We start from the raw sequence: 17,891 nt of genomic DNA, 5'->3' as shown, positions 1-17,891 counted from the left end.
AGCTAAAGGCTTACTAAGGCCTCACTAAACATTGCGCTAGCGCACTAACTTCACGCGCTGCTGACCATTAGTAACCCCTGCATCTGCGAGTATTTCCGTCATTAGTGTTGGGAAATCAGCTAAATCCCGTATATGACTATTATCGTTAATACATCTGTCCAAATTTGCGCCATGTTCATAATCACCGATGCGTAAGCTATACATGGCAATGCCTTGTCGTTTGATCGTCTCGCAAAAATCAAAAAGCATTAACCTGGAAAAGTCGCCAGAAGGGCTTTCATTGGTACCTGGAATGCCAGAAGAATCTGATGCATCGCCGATAAAAACCATCGCTTTACGGCTACCTTCGCGCACCTCAGTACCCGCTTGCCACGCGGCTAACCAATTATCTGCTAACATACGCGCGCCAAAAACAACGCTGTGGTGAATAGCGGTATAGTGGCTATCTGCTCTTTGGTGTTGATTAATTCGGTCTCTAATTTTATTCAGATCCGTGGTTAACGGCACAGCAGCTATATCTGGGCATTCCCCTAAATAAGCATTAGCCTTATCAATATTTTCGATATGTAGTAGTGTTTGATAATCACGAAATATATCGTCAGGAATATCGGGTAAATGAGGCTGTAACTGGCCATTAGCATCACGGTAATAACTCATTGCACTGACACAGCGAATGCGATTTTGTGATGCTGGCAACCAGTCGACATTTTCGACCGCAACATAAGCGCTAAATGGCAATAAGCCCAAGCGCACATTACCACTAGAAAAGTTTTTCTGGATCTCTGAAACCACTTGATTTATCTGATATTTAGTATAACCAGTACTTCCAGCTTGAGAGCCCGACAAGTCAACAATTAAGGCAATATCAAAGCGACCGCTCTTTTGGCCTGTCGCTGCTCCTTGATTGCTCACCTGGAGGTTTTTAGCTAATGCTTGATTGCCAAAACTTGGCATTGTTTGGCTGGTTAATAAGCGATAATCGCCATCAGCACGAGTTAAATTAAGTTGTGATAAATTGGTTGGTCGCAAACCATTAAATTGGCGAATCACCGCTTGCGCGCTAGGTAAATCTCGTTGATTATCAGTCGCCTGCCGCTGTGCCAAAAATATCGCCGCAGATTCGGCCGCGTTACCTAGCTGGCTTTGCTGAATTAACGCGTAGCTATATGTTAGCGCCAGTCCGATAAACAACACCAATACTGGTAAGACAATCGCTGTTGCGATCGCCACAACACCTTGTTGTGGTGCTAAACGAACTTGGCTATTTAACCGCTTGGCTTGCTTAGCTTGCTTAAACTGGTTTGTTTCATTAGGAAATAACGACATGCTAACGTTCCACCATCACACTGCTGGCATATAAGCGAGTAAACGCTTGTGAGCCTGAAAAACGGGCAAAAAAGCTGAAACCGGTTAACGGTTGGCATAGTTCGATCAGATATAACACTTGTTCTTGATCTTCGTTGGGATCATCAAGCGTCTGGTACAATGCGCGTAGCTCATCCGGTGTTTTTTGTTGGCAGCCACTGCCTGAGGAAAACCCTTGATAACCATTGTTGGCTGAGCCAACTCGTGCCACTTCATGCACACTGACGCCGAGTTGCGGATCGCCCACTAAGCGCTTAGCAATCGTTAACAGCTCGTCTAGCTGGCTTTGCGCAAGCGCTTGTTTTTGGCCAGCTTGATCCACATAAAACGCTTGGCGATGAGCAATCATATTAACCAAACTATAACTTGTGCGGTTTAACTGTCCTTGCAGTATTAAGTAACGACTTAAATCGAAAAACACTAAGATAACCGCAATAACAACAGGTAACACAATGGCAAATTCAAGCGCAGCAGCACCGCGCTGACGGCAAGGATTAACGCTAGTTTTCATGTTTTACCACCACTTGCGAGCGAAAGCTGACTTGTCGTAACCAAGGCGAGATTGCTTGAAATTGATAGTCCAGTTGATAGCTGACTAAAGGCGCACTTATCGCACCGCTAGGCTGGTTATTGGCCAGTGCGGTCGGCGAACTATAAGCCCCTAGCTGAGTCACCGTTAACTTGCTCTTGGTGAAGGAAATAACTTGCTTATTCGTCATTGCACTGACAAGTAACTGCTGAAAATTACTCGCACTAGCCGCCGTTAACTTGACCTCACGACTCGCCTCTGCCAACGCATGATCTAGGCTCACTCTGATCAGCAGTCCTCGAACAAAATCAAAGCAGCTGATCACCACAAACAGCAACAGCGGCAAAACGATGGCAACTTCAATAGCTACACTGCCTTGTTGCTGCCTTTGCTGCTGGCATATCGTGAAGCCTTGCTTACCTCGTTGTTGAAACTTCCAAGCCGTCACTCGTTGAGTTCCTCAACAGGCGTTACTAGCCTTGGTACTAGCGCGTTAGTATTAGTGCTAGCACCTGCTTTCACTTGCTCAAAGTATTTGATGTTCTGTGCGATTTCATCTGGCGTTAAATCAACGGCTAAAACCTGCTGCGCTTGTCCCACTTTATCGAGCTTAACTAATGCCAAAGCCAAGTGTTGACGCATTTTAGCGCTACTTTGTCCTTGCCGATAAAGCGGATAAAGTAAATTAGCCCCCTGCTGGTATTGCTGCTGTAACATATGGTTTAACGCCAAGTTACTGATATAACCCGGTTGATTTGGCGTTAACTGTAACGCCTGTCGAAACTGCTGCTCGGCAACGTCATACCCTTGTAACCAACTGGCAGCAACGCCAAGGCCATTGTAACTTTGCGCTAACTGCTGTTTTTGTGCAGGTGATTGAGTTGCAACGCTTTCGGCTAAATTAACCGCTTGCTGTAACGCCTGTTGCGCCGCTGGGTATGCTTGCAGATCTAAATAAGCGAGTCCTAAAGTTTGCCACAGTAATTGCGACTCGTGATGACTTAACTCGCTTTTGCGCTCTGCTTGTGCTTTATCATCACTCGATATGTCAGCTTGCTCTGGTGCAGGAGATAACTCAGGTAATAGCCTAGGCGAGAGCTCAACGTTAACAAATGGCGTTAACACATTGATCGCCAATTGCGCCTGTTTAGCTTGTCGATAAGTTTGCGCCAAGGCTAACGCATATTCAGCATTAGTTGGCTCACTGGCCAGTAACTTACTGAACAATCTCGCACTCGTTTTCAAATCACCACTTTGTCGTGCAATTTCCGCTAACCGTTGATCCGATAATGCGTTCATCGGCACGCTATTGGTTGCCTGTTGGTGCTTATCACGAGATGGTTCGAGCGGTGTTATTTTGCAGCCAGTTAACAGCACGAATGTCGTTATCATTAAGCCGCTCTTGGCTCTTTTTGCGCTTAGTAACATTAATTAAGCTCCTTTAATGCCACCAACAACTGGAAACCAATTGGCGCTAAAATAATGATCAACAAGGGCAAAAATACTAACAGCAACATAGGTAAGGTAATTTTGGCGGATAGCTTACCGACTTTTTCTTCTAACGTGAGTTTGTTCAATTGGCGCATTTCTGTGGCGAAATTTTTGAATGTTTGTGCGAGCGGGCTACCAAACTTTTCAGCCTGTTTAACGGCAGCAATTAATGAGGTCATCTCAGCAGAGGGACAACGTTTGGCAAGATCGTCAAACGCCACTTCGCGATCTGGGTTAACCTTTAATTGCTCTAAAGTTTGTTGCCATTCTTGTGTTAATACAGGATAAACATCGTCAAGATGCTCACTTACCATCGCAAGGCTACGTTCAAAAGTAGCCCCTGATTCAAGACAAATCGAAATTAAATCCAAGCTATCAGGTAACGCCTTTAAAATTTCTTTCTGGCGATTTAACGCCACTTGTTTAAGGTAGTGATCAGGTAATAAATTGGCGACAAAAGCTAGGCTCGCAATCACAAACCAACTTGAATTATTCGGATCGTTACTACTCATTGCTAGCCAAGTAATAGTGGCAACAAGGGCTGCTAAACCCAGCTTACTTGCAATTAAATAGCGTACCGCCTGCTTTTGATAAAAGCCAGCCTCACTGAGTAAGGCGCTTAACTTGGCAATTTCTTGGTTGTCATTTTGCTGGTTATTAAACAGCGCGCCTTGCTCAAAGCTACTGCTTTCTTGCTCGAGGTACTCACTAAAACGTTGATTGAGCTTAAGCTTACTGCGATGGCGCAGTAAAAATAGCCAAGAGCCTGCCAAGCCAGCAAGAAATAAGCATAAACTCAGCCACCATAATTGGCTTTGCCAAACCGGATGTGAAAATAGTGCCATGCTTAATCAACCTTAGTCATACGATTAATTAGCCACAGACCAAATACTATGCTTGCTAACGCGTAGCCAGCAATCCATTGGCCCGTTTGGTGGTAACGTAAGTAATCAAACGCCGATGGCATTTGGTAGTAAAAAAACAATAAAAAAAGCACAGGTAAACAAGCTATCACCTTTGCCGACACTCTCGGCTCAGCAGTCATCGCTAGCACACGTTTATGATGGCTTTTACGTTCGTGAATATTGGCCATCAACTGATGTAGCACTTGCGCTAACTGGCCACCTGATTGCTGGTTAAGCAGCAAACACACGCTAAAAAATTTAAAGCTGGGCTGTTGTACCTTAATGCCAGCTTGGCTTAATGCCTGATCTAATGTTGCCCCAATGGCTAACAAATCAGTAATTTCAGCAAACACTTGCTGTACTCGGTGTTGACTTTGCTCTTTCGCTTGCAGCAGAGCCGCGTTAACCGACAAGCCAGCACTAACCGCACGGCTCACGGTCGCAACCGCATGTGGAAAGTCTTGCTCAAAATCACTATTTAAGCGCTTTAATTGCCATTGATATAAGCCGTTAAACAGCAATACATTGACACTGATCAGTAAGCTTAATTGCGCTAGCCAAGGCCATGCTTGCCCTAATTTAAGCACGGTAAAAACGGTGATCAGCATTAACACCATAAAGGTCAGTATCAACTTAGGATGAAATACATCACCAAGGCGAACCCATAACCGGTATAACCAAGCTTTTATCCCCGTTTCCTGCAGTGAGGTCTTAAATAATGCTTGTGCATCACTGGTGGCCAAGGCACTTTGTCCAGCGCTTAAATAGTGTGATAAGCGCTGTTGTTGACGGTTAACTAACTTGTGTTGATAGAGCAGATAAGCGAGCAAGCTCACCAAAACCACGATGAGCAAGAGTAAGCAAAACAATAAACTCGACGTGCTTAATAACATAATTTAAGCCGCCTCCAAGAGCTTCATCACCACGTGCTCAAGCCCGAAATAGCGGATCTTATCTAGGCAACGGGGCAAGTGTTGATGACTAATATAGCGGCCATTGAGTTTACCGTTATGCAGCTCGCCCTGAGCTTGGTAGCTAAATAACGGGTGTAACTGAATTTGATCCCCTTCAATACCAACAATTTCATCAATACTAACAATACGGCGAACACCGTCTCGCATACGCTCGACATGGACAATCAAATCAATTGCGGCGTTAATTTGGCGTTTTAAGGCAACGGCAGGCAAATTCGACTGCGCCATCAATAACATGTTTTCCAAGCGCACTAAGGCATCAACGGCGGAGTTAGCATGCAGCGTCGACATTGAACCATCATGGCCAGTATTCATCGCTTGCATCATATCAAAGGCTTCGTTGCCACGAACCTCACCGACAATAATGCGATCAGGTCGCATCCGCAGCGCATTTTTCAGCAGTTGACGCAAACTCACTTCTGCCGTTGCTTCGATACTTTTCGGGCGCGATTCTAAGGTCACCACATGACTTTGCTGTAAGCGTAATTCAGCCGCATCTTCAATGGTGATCACCCGCTCGTTATTATCAATTTGTTGCGATAAGGCGTTAAGCAGCGTAGTTTTACCTGCCCCTGTCCCGCCTGAGACCAAAATATTCAGACGACAATGGCTAGCCACTTCTAAAAACGTGGCCATCTCAGCAGATAAGCTGCCGCTGTCCGCTAAATCGCTTAACCCTAAACTTTGCTTACTGAATTTACGGATCGAAATACAAGTACCAGATAAGCTCAGTGGCGGAATGATAATGTTCACTCGGCTACCATCTGCCAAGCGCGCGTCAACCATAGGATTCGTTTCGTCAACACGGCGCCCAATACTCGACGCAATGCGACGCGCAACATGCAATAAATGGTTTTCATCACGAAATTTCAGGCTGCTTAAACTCAGCTTACCTTCACGCTCGACATATATTTGTTGATAACCATTGATCAACACATCATTAACCGATTCATCTTCAAGCAAGCCCTGCAGTGGCCCAAGTCCCAACATATCCGCCAGAATGAGTTCTGCTACTTGTTGCTGTGCTTGATAATTCAACGGTAAGCGTTGCTGATTAGCAATGCTGGTGACCGCTTCTAAAATGCGCTCAGCCAACTGCTCAGCGCTTAGTTTAGTGGCAACGCCTGCTTCAATAGTGGTAAAAATATGATTGCGAACAATATCGTAACTGGCTTCATCGACAATGTTTTGCGGTTGTTCACTGCCAGCAATTACACTGTCTTGTGGCTGTTGCTGCGCATTAACGAGCTGTTTTTTTTGACCAAACATTAGAAACGCTTCCTCAATCTCGCCAGTAGTGAAGGTTTGGCAACTTGCCCTTGCCCCCAAATATCGGCTAACAGCTCTGCTAAGGCACGACTAAACGGGTTATTGGCGGTTAACAATGAACTCCCTAAGTCGGCCGCTTGAGTAACCGCTTTTGGCGCGTATGGCAAGATATGATCAAAGGGTTGGCCTAATTGACGCGTCATTTCTTCAACCGACAACATGATCTCTTTGTGTGGGTGAATATAATTGAGCACTAAGATCAAACGTTGCCCGTATTGGCGATCACTCGTGAGGTTTAAGATCGCTTTCGCTTGCCTTAACCCCGCTAAACTTGGTTGGCACACTAACACTTTGGTGTCGGCCGCAAGCCAAACATCAAGCATGCCCGGCACGGCAAATAACTGGCTGGCCAGATCCCATACTAAATAGTTATAGTGTTGGCCAAGTTGCTTTGCTAGGCGCTGATAGCTGCTGGCATCGAAGGTTTGCTGTTGGCTGAGTGATTTGAGCAGAAATAACCGTTCTGCGACTTGGCTACAACTGCGTTCAATAAAGAGTTTGTCCACTTGCTGTTGACCGCTTAGCAAGTTCATTAAACCAAAGCCTGCATTGGCACCTAACAGCAAGTCTAAATCACCACCGTAACTGTTAAGATCAGCGGCCAGCGTTTGCGCACCTTTAGCCGCTAAACCACGACTGATATTGGCCACTAGGGTGGATACGCCAACCCCGCCACCACAGCCAGTGAACACTAATTGTTGTGCACTGCGCTCTTTGCTACTTGCTTGGCCAAATGCTTGGCCAATCACATCCGCTAATTGCTGATGATTAATCGGCTTGGTCAGGTAATCATCAATTCCTAAGTTTTTAAAAGCTCGGTATAAGTCAATGCTATTATCTGTGCCCAATAAAATCACTCGTGTATCTGGCTGACAGACATTGGCAAGCTCAGACATGCGCGTTAATGGATCGCGTTCAGCACTAATATCCACTAACAGCACTTGCGGTGATGCTTGCTGGCTTAAATACTGAACCGCTGAATTTAAATTACCGGCTAATACTTTGCTTTTGTCACTTGCCAGTAACGCATAAGAAGCTAACAGTTTTTCAATTGCCAGCAAGCTCGTTTGATCATCAATAAAGGCAAGCAATTCAATATTACTAGCCATTGCTTGCTCTTTACTGGCGACGCTTTGCTCTGCGGTGCTTGCCGACTCTTGAGCCACATGGGTAAATGTTTGATGGGTGACGCTCATGTTATTTACCTCTCAAAAAAATCAGTCGTGTTAGTATCTGCCGCAGCTGTCTCACCCGTGCGGTACTTTTGTATTGCGTTAATCGCCTTCACACCATCGGCGCCAGCAAGCTGGCGACCGCGAATAAGCTGCACGGGATCGGGTAAACTAAGCGCCAAATTGTGCTGTGTTGCGCAACCAATGCGCACCTTTTGCTGTGTTTGGCAGGGCTGGCTCGCCACTTGAAAATACTCACTCACCATCTTTACCTGCTGACTCGGCAGTTGCTCATTGGCCAAAAAGCGGCGATTGTCAGCAGTAATGCCTTGCATCGACAGCAGTTTATCAAGCTCATCGGCAATAGGTTGTAGGCTCGCTACATTGGCTGAAACAGCGATCCGTTGCTTGTAACGACCACCTTGTTGCTGGATAAAACGATTGATTTGATAGCGCTGTTGTTCCGTTAATTGGCGATCCTTTAATTGACGATCATTGAGAGTTAACTGCAACTCGCTATTAACCAGCTCTAGTTGTTGTTCGCTCGCGCCTGGTTGGGCTGAGGTTTGAGCCGAGCTTTGTGCATAAGCTCGGTAGCTATCAAGCGCTGGCGACACCGTATCTGGTAAATAACTACAACCCGACGTCATGGCTAATGCTGCACAGGCCAAAACAGCTTTTGTATCAAAAGAAAATAACACGTGTTTCATCACCGTCTCCTAGTAGTAAAAGCCGCTATCGCCAAATAGCTTAGGTTTATCTTGTTCAATCAACACTTTATGCTGCTGCGTTGGTGAAGCGCTTGACCATGACAAGTTTAATAGTCGCTCTAAATCACTGTACGGCTGGTAATTATCGGTCGGTAGGTTGAAGTGATTTTCTTGGCTTGGCTCAACAATAAACGCCTCAGCAATAATCACTAACTCGGTTTCTTGTTGCTCAAATGCCGTTGATCTAAATAAGCTACCAATCACAGGTAAATCCCCTAGAAATGGAAATTTACGCACCGAATTACTTTCATCATTCATTAATAACCCCGCCAGCATAAAGCTCTCACCACTGGCCAATTCAACGGTCGTTTCCGCTTCACGTGTGCTAATGCCGGGAATGGTAATATTATTGAAAGTAAAGCCGTTATTAGCGTCTAAGCTGCTTACTGTTGGTGCCAAACGCAAACTAATGCGTTGATCGCTTAACACGGTTGGCGTGACCTCTAAGGCAACACCAAATTTTTTAAATTCAATGATCACATCGCCGTTGCGGGTTTGACTGATCGGTACTGGGTACTCACCACCGGCTAAAAATGACGCGGTTTCCCCTGATACTGCCGTTAAGTTTGGCTCTGCCAATAGCTTAGCGGCGCCTTCTGTGGCTAACGCATCTAACATCACAGAGTTAGTATTGAGCTTGATGCCGGTAATATCTTGAATAAAATCGTTAACATTCAAGCTGGCCACATCGTCGGCGCCATTGGACCACACCGCCCCCTGCGCTGGCGTAAGTCCCCAAAATTCACTGCCGGGGCGTAGCCCCAAACGGGTCGTTACTTGGCGTGATACTTCCGCTAAGCGCACGCGAATATTCACTTGATTAGGCGAGGTTACCGTTAATTGATTAATCACTAAGCTCGATGCTTGCTGATCGCCGTTACTGGTTTGAATACCTGCGCCTTCGTTGCCATTACTAACTAAATAACTGTTCGTCAGTTCAATGATATCTTGTGCCATCATCGCCGAAGGTACTTGACCACGAACAATTAACTGTTGGTTATTCCCCACCACCTCGACACTGGCTTGCGGGTAAAGCTGAGTAATTTGCTGGTTTAAACTGGCGGTATCATAACCGACAACGATGTCATCTTGATAAATCACTTGGCCGTCATTGCCAAGTGCATAAAGGCTGGTTTTGCCGGGACTTAGTGCGAAAACAAACAATTTATCAGCACTGGGCACCTGATAACTGGCGACCTTATCATCGGCGATAAACACAGTTTTTGCTTTGCTCGGTAATTCAATTAACTGGCCTTCACTGACGTGTAAGTCGAGTGCCATTGAGGCGGTTGACAATAGCGCACTGGCTAGACCTATAGGCAAAGCTAAAGCGTTAGCAATTAACTTCATTGCATTAGAAGACATTATCGTCACCACCGGTTTGTTCTAGTTTTGTTGATAACATTAAAGATTCGTTTTTGACTAAAGTTTCTGAGTGATCGCCTTTGAGTAAGTTAACAATCTCGGTGCGCTCACCTAACTCAGGGATCATTTGTTCAAAGGCAACAGGCGTATCAAGCGCTGCCATTGTTTGTTGCTCGCTTGGGCTCTGGCTTAGCTGCTGGCTTAAGTGCTTACTGACGAGCGCTAAGCTAAGTTGGCCAAGTTGCTGGGCAATTAACAGCTGGCCCGCTTGTTCACTGCTCACTTCAACCGTGACCGTGCTGTGTTCATTAAACCTATTTTGATGACTTGCTTGGCTTGAATTGCTTGCGTGGCTCTTATCGTCTTCATCAACAACGGCAAGCGTGCTAACGGTGCGGTCAACCGCTAACAGTTTCACGTTCGACACTAGCTTACGTGCCGACGCTGACACTTGATAACTAAAGTCTTTTTTACTGCGACCCAGCTTGTGATAAAACAACACATCAACGTGATCACCGGGGTTGACTAGGCCAGCAATGGCTGACTGCGCATCCACTTTTAAGGCAATACCGCGCTTATTCGGCGCTAAGGTCAGGGCTAAATATTCACTGTCACTGGGCAAGACGATAGCGTCACTGCGCAAAAATTCACCTTTGGCAAGCGGGTAAGCAGCTAACGCATTGTCGATAGCTGCCGAGTTAAAGGTACTTTGGCTAAAAACGCCGACCAAAGTAGCGGCCTGCTCAGCAGATATCGGTTGCCAGCTCAGCTGATTTGATTGAATAGCTTGCCCGGCGGGGATGTGCTCACTAACCGTTAACACTGACACTTGCGGCTGCGCTTGTACGACAGGCTTAGCGGGTTGGCTTTGGCTGACTAAGCTTAATTGCCAATAAATGCCAACAATACCTAACGCAGTAAGCAGTAAAGTAAAATAAATAATTCGACGATTTAACATGATTGATATATCACTAATAGTTATGGCAACAGTGGGCGCAGCGCTTTAGGCAGTAGCAAGGGCTAAGGCCAACGCCAGACCAACTGAAGACATGTAATAATTTGTTCTCGGTAAACAGAAAACCCACATTGACCTGATAAGCGCGGCGACTCGGTCTTAACCGTTAACCCGCTATGTTTGCCAAAGCAGTTTATAAAAAGCCGTTAACCGCAGGCCATTAATAAAAGGCCAGCACTGGCAATCGCAACGCCATAAGGCAAGGTGTTGATAACACGCAGTTGTTGCCTGCGGGCATAGCCGTTATAAACCAGCACCGAGACCGCTAACACACCGCCTAACAAGTTAAACGCCACAACAAAGTCAACCAGCTGCTCAGGGCTAAACCCAAGGCTTAACGCCACAATCAGCTTGACATCACCAGCGCCAAGCCAGCCGAGTGCAAATACAGCTACCCCAATCATCAGTAATAACGCGGTTAATAACAGCGTGATAGTGGCACTGGCAAATGAACTGACTAAGGCTAATTTTGTTAAGCTAACCAGCAACACACTTAACGATAAGCCATTAGGTATGCGCCGATAACGCAAGTCAAAATAACCGGCACTGACTAACAAAACGCTAAGTGCTATGGCTAAAAACCCTATGGCTAAAGAACCTGTGGCTAACAACCCTGAAGTTAACAACATAGTGTTAAAAGCGCTGAGGTTTGCAGCATAGAGTTAGTAACAACATCTTTAAAACCAACAGCATTAAAAATAAAAGCGCTAACGCTTATCATTTATTTCAAATACGAAAAAGCTAACAATCACAGGGTACTCACTTGCGGAGCAGTTACCGAATACTAGCGTAGCGCTTAGCAGCCGAACTAGTTACCACTGCTGCTATCATTATTAAGCCCTTCTAAAGCCGTTTTCATGGCATTGAAAGTTTGCTCAATAACGGATGAAATACCGTCGTTACCAGTAAATACTGTGACCAGTAAACCAATAATGATGGCCGCTAACACGGCGTATTCAATGGCAGAAATGCCATCTTCTTGAGAGAGGAATTGTTTAAGAAAATTCATATAACTACAACCTTAAAAATAACAATGCGAATGATAACACTTACCATTAACACAAAAAAGAATAAATACTTGTAAAATGACGTTTAATTAAGGTTGCCAAGGGTACTTGGCAACCTTAGTTAATTGGTTTTATCTATAGCTTACACACAGCCCGGGCAAACGAGATTGGACGTCCTCTGTCTTCGGCTTGCCAGCGTCCATATTTCTCATTCAGCAAGAAATTGGGTTCTTTTAAGTAAAAGTAATGTCCAAGGGTCGGGTCAACCCCCATAGCGCTGACGAAAGCCCGTATTGAACTATGGTTGGCTAGTAGAGGATCATCTTTACTCAGCAGCGTACAATCACTTTCACTTGGGCGACTGTCATAATCACGAGAGTCATAACACCCGCCTTGATATTTAATATTCGGCGCGCTACAGACCAATACGGTATAGGCTTTAGCCGAGGCTAACGCCCCCCCCGCTGGCACGAGATCCGTTGCTTTAACCCGCACTTTGACATCGCCAGCATCAATGGCGTTATTACCGACATCAATCGGCTTAGCACTAGCGTCTTGCCAGCTTCCTCCATCATTAGTGCTGTACTCATAATCAGTGGCTTGAGTAAAGTTAGCAACATAGGTCCAGTCAAAGGTATTGGCGCCATCATCTTCCACCGGATTAGTCGGCGCGGCGGGTGCCGTGACAGTTACCATACGGGTTTGCGCGGTATGAGTACTGTCAGCAATGGCGGTCTTGGCGTAAGCCTGCCCTGACGTTTTAAAGCTGACCGCATAAGGGTCATTGCTGCTGTCTTGACTTGATGACCAATATTGGTAGCGGTTTGCGGCATCATCAAAGGCGGCTTGTTGTCCTTGGTGCTTGGGAAAGTTCGCCGCACTTTCGATATTGGCTTCACCAGTCAGCACTTGTTGATTAGTTAACTGGGCATAGGCAATTAAGAAGACAGTATAGCCATGGCCGCTCTGTTCAATTCGCCAACCTGAATTTTTAATATTAATGGCGTAATAACCACGACCAAACGTTTCTTTATTGACCCAATAAATATTACGCAAGTCATTACGGGCATTCGCGTCACCTAAGCTCGTTAAAAACGAAGCAGCTTTAGCATCATTAAATAACCCCTGCCAAGTACTTTCATCGGGCAATTGCCAAGTAATATTACCAAGGTTTGAGAGGCTACTCGGTAACCCTGGTAAGGTCTTAGCGGTCGCCCAATCGATCTTGGCACTACCATCACGACCACGATGTGCCGTCCAAAGACGGTTATTGGCTTTATCGTACCAGTAATGGAAGTCACTGGCGCTATCGGCTAAGGCATTACCTTGGCTATCAAGTTTAGCAAAGTCACTAATCGTTACGGGTTTTAAGGTCGCCAATTGTGGCTCGCTCGGTAGCTGCCAAGCCGTGTTGCCACAGATTTCTTGGCCGTTATAGTAAGCTTTGATATCACCGCTACTGGTGCCATTGGCAACGGCTAAGGTGACATCGTCTTTACCATCAGCCGCGCCGTCTTGTAATAGCGCCCAAACGGTACGGGTTTTCGCTTTGGTATCAAGCAAACAACGCCAGCCTTGGTTAGCCGCCGTCGCACTGTCAATAAAGTGACCGGCCCAGTCTAGTTTGGCAAATCGGCTATTAGTGATAGTGGCATCCGCTTGGCTGATTAACACGCCGTTAGCACCAGTACTGGCATTAGTAAACGCGGTTTTTAGCTGTGCTGGTGCGCCGTTAATTAACCCTTCAAGCGCGCTAATTTGGCTGGTTAAGCTGTTAACCGCATTTTGTACCGTGGTTTTATTGGCCGAGCTATCGGAGCTATTATCGACAATGGCTTTAGCCAGTGCAGCTTTAGTTTGCTCGGCAAGCGTTAGCAGGCCATCAAGTAACGCTGCTTGCTCGGCAAGTAGCTTGGCTTTGGCTCGTAGCGCCGCACCTTCCAAACTCGCTAAGGCGGTTACAGCATTATTGTAAGCGGTAATACCTTGCGTGACTTGGGTGATCTTGCTTTGCTGCGCGGTTAATACGTCCAATAAGGCTGAGCTTACCGCTGTGTATTGCTTGGTATTGGCTGCCTCTTGGCCGGCCAGACGACCGTTGCTCGCATTCGCTTTGACCCTAACTTTCACATCACCTACTGCAATCGCGACATTACCCACTATGGTCGGGTTGGCCGTTGCCGTTTGCCAAGCGTTGCTATTGATTTTTACCTCGTAATCACTAGCCGCGCTAAAGCCGCTGACAATTTGCCAACCAAACTGGTTTTTGTCGTCATCCTGAACATTTACCGTTGGCGCAGCAGGTTGTGGTGGTTTCACCGTATATGCTTTAGTGTTTTTGGCAATCACACCGGCCGGTCTTCGCTTGGCGGTGTCTTCTTTGACGCGCACCTGAATAGCACCAATGGCATAGGCTTTGTCCGTTAAGGTAATGGTAGTACTGCTCGCCTGCGCCCAATCCGCCGTCTCAATTTTCACTTCGTAATCGGCAATATTATTAATGCTGGATACTTTGCTAAACGTCAGCGTATTGGCGGCATCGTCTTGACCTGTGATGCTTGGCGCACTTGGCTGCGCCTGTGCTGGGGTATTGGTAAAGGCTTGATCTATCACCAGTGACGCACCAGCGTTATTCTTATTGGTACGCGCTTTGACACGAATGTGAATTTTGTTCGCGCTGAGATCAATATTGCCAATCTCAATACGGCGATTGCTCACCGCCTGCCAGTTGCTACCTCCGTCTTTACTGTATTCATAAAGGCTGGCTTGGTCATAACCTGAGACGTAGGCAAATTCAACATAGTCTTTACCCCAGCTATCATCAATCCCGGTGCGATTTGGCGCTGATACGGCATTGTCAAACTTATTAAAGGCTTGCGTGCTACTTAATATCGCCCCAGCCGGACGACCACTGCTGCTGTCAGCTTTGACCCTGACTTTCACTGCGCCGCTCTCAATATTGATATTACTCACCGAATGCGGGTTAGCCGATGCCGTTTGCCAACTGCCGCCGCTAATTTGCAGCTCGTAGTCGCTGGCACTGGTAAAGCCTTGGACATTGGTCCAGCCAAAGGTATTGGCAGTGTCATTAACCACGCCATTGGTTGGCGCTACTGGCACAGCCACTTTGGTATAGGCAGTGGTATTTTTTAGCACATCACTTGCGGGTCGGCCATTGGTGGTATCTTGTTTGACGCGCACTTGCACTTGATCTTTGGCGTAAACTTTATTTTCAAGCGCCAATGGCTTAGCCGTTACCGCACTAAAGTTAGCCCCAGCATCGACTGAGTATTCATAGTCGCTGCTGTTGGTAAAGCCGCTTGTAAAGGTCCAATCAAAGGTATTGGCCGCGTCGCTGACCACACCACTGGTCGGCGCTGCCGGCTTAGCTGGCGTTACCGTATACTCCTTGGTGCTAGCTAACACCTGCCCAGCCGGACGACGGGTTGATGAGTCAGCGCTAACACGCACTTGAATTTTGCCACTGGCATAGTTGAGATCTTGCAGCACAATAGGCACTGCTGTGACTGGCTGCCAGTTGCTACCGCCATCCACTGAGTATTGATAATTACCTGCGGCGCTATAACCGGATACTAAGGTGAAGCTAAAGGTGTTATCCGCATCGTTAACCACCCCATTAGTTGGCGCAGCCGGTGCTGCAGGCGTTGGCGCTGGTGTCGGTGCTGGCGTTGATGGCGCAGGCGTTGGTGCTGGCGCAGGGGTTTGGGTAAAGGCACTAGTACTGGCCAAGGCATTACCGGCCGGACGATTGTTACTGCTGTCTGCTTTTACGCGCACTCGCACTGCCCCGCTCGCGGCATTAATATCGCCGACACTGTATGGATTCGCGCTCGCCGTTTGCCAGCTGCCGCCGTTGATCTGCACTTCATAATCACTGGCGCGGGTAAAGCCGGTGACATTGCTCCAGCCGAACGTATTGTTGGTATCATTGACGACACCATTGCTTGGTGCAGCTGGCGCACCGAGTTTTTTGGTAAACGCCGTTTGGTTAGCAAGTATGCCACCGGCTGGGCGACCAAGGCTGCTATCCGCTTTAACGCGCACTTTTAGGGCACCGGCGGCGATATCGATATTGCCAACGACATAGGGATTGCTGTTCGCCGTTTGCCAGTTGCCGCCATTGAGTTGAATTTCATAGTCTGAGGCACGGCTAAAGCCAGACACTGGCGCCCAGCCAAAGGTATTATCATCGTCGTTGACTACGCCGCGGCTCGGCGCCGCTGCAGCTAGTGGTGCTCTGGTATATGGCGCTGGGTTGGTTAATGTTGCGCCTGCTGGTCGGCCAGTGGTGTCGTCAGCTTTGACGCGTACCGCAACCGTACCAATATTGTAGTTTAAATCAGGAATTGCCAGCGGCTTGGCCAGTACATCATTCCAGTTACTGCCGCCGTCAAGCGAGTATTCATAGCTGCTAACCGTGTCAAAACCTGTGACGGCACGCCAGTCAAAAATATTGACTAAGTCATTGACAACTGGATTAGCAGGAGCGGCTGGCGCAGCAGGCGTAACCGTGTAGGCTTGGCCATTCGCCAATACCGCACTGGCCGGGCGACCCGTTGACGGGTTAGCACTCACTCTCACTTGGATATCGCCAGCGGCATAAGCAAGATCGCCTAGCTGTGCGGGGTTAGCCGTTGCTTGTGACCAAGTACTACCGCCATCAACAGAGAGTTGGTAATCTTGAGGTCGCGTAAAACCGTCAACATACTGCCAGCTAAAGGTGTTGATACGGTCATTTATCGCACCTCCTGTTGGCGCATCTGGCGCTGATGGCGTTGGGCTAAAGGCTTGTGCATTACTTAAGGCACTACCAGCACTGCGGTTACCATCTTCACTTGCTTTAACACGCACTTGCACACTACCGACGGCATAATCTTCATCGGCCAGTTGCAGTGGCTTTTCATCAATGTCTAACCAATTAATACCGCCGTTTAATGAGTATTCGTAGTCACTGAGCGATTGATAACCCGGCACGACTTGCCAATCAAAGGTATTGTTTAGGTTGTCGACAACGGCTTGACTTGGCGCTGCTGGTACGATCGGAGCCACTTGCTCATTGGCAATTTCTTCATTGCTAACCGCAATATCTGGCGCGGCTTGTTGAATATTGTCAACAATATCCTCAGTGGATACTGGCTCTTGTGCTGGTGTTGCCGCCATGGTTTTATCGACCTGCTCAACGACCATAGGTAACACTGAGTCGGCCACTTTTGTCAGGAATAAGTCGGTAACTTCCTCCTCATTGCTATCGTCGCCACCGTTCTCTATCGACTCTTTTAAACCAGTTGCCATGACCTGAGTTAACACTTGGTTAACCACCTGAATACGTTCAAATTTCTCTTTTTCTTGCGCTGGTAAGGCATCGTTATTGGCCGCCTCGACAAAGTCGACATAGAGATCGTCTTTGCTCGTAACGTCCAGTAACTCCATCACCTCTTGCTCAGCTTGTTCAAGCGTTTTGCCCGACTTTTGGCGCATTTTCACCATAGTAGTCACAGGTGAAACAACTTCAGGTTTATCAACATCACCTAAGAGATAAAATGAGTCACTGACAAATTCATCTGGGGTATCTAAGTCAATGGTCACGCCGGGAATCGCTTTGACTAAAATTGACGCACTGGTGTCTAGTGAGCCAGGTAGGTCAAGGGTGTAATTGCCTTGTTCGTCAGTGACCGTACGATACTCGTTATCATCACACTGATAGTTTTGGTTAAGATCCAAACACACTTGCGCTGCCGCTAAGTAACCATCAATAGCAAGCCCTGATATTTGCTTATTAGGCTCAGGGGTGGGTGGTTGCACGGGATCTGAACCGTTATCCCCGCCACATGAATACAAACTAACCGAAATAATTGAGGCGAGTAGCCCCTTAGAGAATTTCATTAATGACTCCTACTGCATTAAATCCAGAGTAAAAATACAAGAAAAACTGAACACGAGATGGACAT

General features: G+C 46.9%; 14 protein-coding genes. All 14 read right to left on the bottom strand.

Features of this window, described 5'->3' with window-relative positions:
• Positions 1-36: 36 nt before the first annotated feature.
• The 14 genes from DXX93_RS04860 to DXX93_RS04795 all read right to left on the bottom strand — a co-directional run bounded on the left by DXX93_RS04860 (position 37) and on the right by DXX93_RS04795 (position 17,826).
• Positions 37-1,326 carry a TadE/TadG family type IV pilus assembly protein gene (locus DXX93_RS04860; protein ID WP_116007080.1) on the bottom strand — a complete coding sequence of 430 codons (1,290 nt, stop codon included), beginning with the start codon at positions 1,324-1,326 and terminating at the stop codon, positions 37-39.
• 1 nt (position 1,327) lies between these two features.
• Positions 1,328-1,876, bottom strand: a complete 549-nt coding sequence (gene tadF, locus DXX93_RS04855; protein ID WP_116007079.1) for a tight adherence pilus pseudopilin TadF — start codon at positions 1,874-1,876, stop codon at positions 1,328-1,330.
• Positions 1,866-2,342, bottom strand: coding sequence for a TadE/TadG family type IV pilus assembly protein (locus DXX93_RS04850; RefSeq protein ID WP_116007078.1), 477 nt, complete (start codon positions 2,340-2,342; stop codon positions 1,866-1,868). The genes tadF and DXX93_RS04850 overlap by 11 nt, the downstream gene beginning before the upstream one ends.
• On the bottom strand, positions 2,339-3,286 hold the full coding sequence (locus tag DXX93_RS04845) for a tetratricopeptide repeat protein (RefSeq protein WP_181902145.1): 948 nt from the start codon (positions 3,284-3,286) through the stop codon (positions 2,339-2,341). Before DXX93_RS04845 ends, DXX93_RS04850 begins: the two co-directional genes overlap by 4 nt.
• Positions 3,287-3,321: 35 nt before the next feature.
• Positions 3,322-4,230, bottom strand: a complete 909-nt coding sequence (locus DXX93_RS04840) for a type II secretion system F family protein (RefSeq protein WP_116007076.1) — start codon at positions 4,228-4,230, stop codon at positions 3,322-3,324.
• Between the two features lie 2 nt (positions 4,231-4,232).
• The gene (locus DXX93_RS04835; RefSeq protein WP_116007075.1) at positions 4,233-5,183 is read right to left on the bottom strand and encodes a type II secretion system F family protein; all 951 of its coding nucleotides are present in this window, start codon (positions 5,181-5,183) and stop codon (positions 4,233-4,235) included.
• A gap of 3 nt (positions 5,184-5,186) precedes the next feature.
• Positions 5,187-6,533, bottom strand: a complete 1,347-nt coding sequence (locus DXX93_RS04830) for a CpaF family protein (RefSeq protein WP_116007074.1) — start codon at positions 6,531-6,533, stop codon at positions 5,187-5,189.
• On the bottom strand, positions 6,533-7,789 hold the full coding sequence (locus tag DXX93_RS04825; protein WP_116007073.1) for a MinD/ParA family protein: 1,257 nt from the start codon (positions 7,787-7,789) through the stop codon (positions 6,533-6,535). Before DXX93_RS04825 ends, DXX93_RS04830 begins: the two co-directional genes overlap by 1 nt.
• Positions 7,790-7,794: 5 nt before the next feature.
• On the bottom strand, positions 7,795-8,475 hold the full coding sequence (locus DXX93_RS04820; protein WP_116007072.1) for a CpaD family pilus assembly lipoprotein: 681 nt from the start codon (positions 8,473-8,475) through the stop codon (positions 7,795-7,797).
• Positions 8,476-8,484: 9 nt separating this feature from the next.
• Positions 8,485-9,900 carry a type II and III secretion system protein family protein gene (locus DXX93_RS04815; protein ID WP_116007071.1) on the bottom strand — a complete coding sequence of 472 codons (1,416 nt, stop codon included), beginning with the start codon at positions 9,898-9,900 and terminating at the stop codon, positions 8,485-8,487.
• Positions 9,890-10,858: a Flp pilus assembly protein CpaB gene (gene cpaB, locus DXX93_RS04810; RefSeq protein ID WP_116007070.1), complete on the bottom strand. Its 969-nt coding sequence runs from the start codon at positions 10,856-10,858 to the stop codon at positions 9,890-9,892. The genes DXX93_RS04815 and cpaB overlap by 11 nt, the downstream gene beginning before the upstream one ends.
• Before the next feature lie 203 nt (positions 10,859-11,061).
• A complete protein-coding gene (locus DXX93_RS04805) occupies positions 11,062-11,544 on the bottom strand; it encodes an A24 family peptidase (protein ID WP_116007069.1) in 483 nt (160 codons plus the stop codon).
• Positions 11,545-11,723: 179 nt separating this feature from the next.
• A complete protein-coding gene (locus DXX93_RS04800; RefSeq protein WP_116007068.1) occupies positions 11,724-11,924 on the bottom strand; it encodes a Flp family type IVb pilin in 201 nt (66 codons plus the stop codon).
• Between the two features lie 133 nt (positions 11,925-12,057).
• Entirely contained in the window at positions 12,058-17,826 is a 5,769-nt protein-coding gene (locus tag DXX93_RS04795) for a hypothetical protein (RefSeq protein ID WP_116007067.1), read from the bottom strand.
• Between the last annotated feature and the right edge of the window lie 65 nt (positions 17,827-17,891).

The organism is Thalassotalea euphylliae, from assembly GCF_003390335.1.
GTDB lineage: Bacteria > Pseudomonadota > Gammaproteobacteria > Enterobacterales > Alteromonadaceae > Thalassotalea_F > Thalassotalea_F euphylliae_B.
The sequence above is the reverse complement of the archived record's forward strand: the minus strand, read 5'-3'. Positions and strand labels throughout refer to the sequence as shown.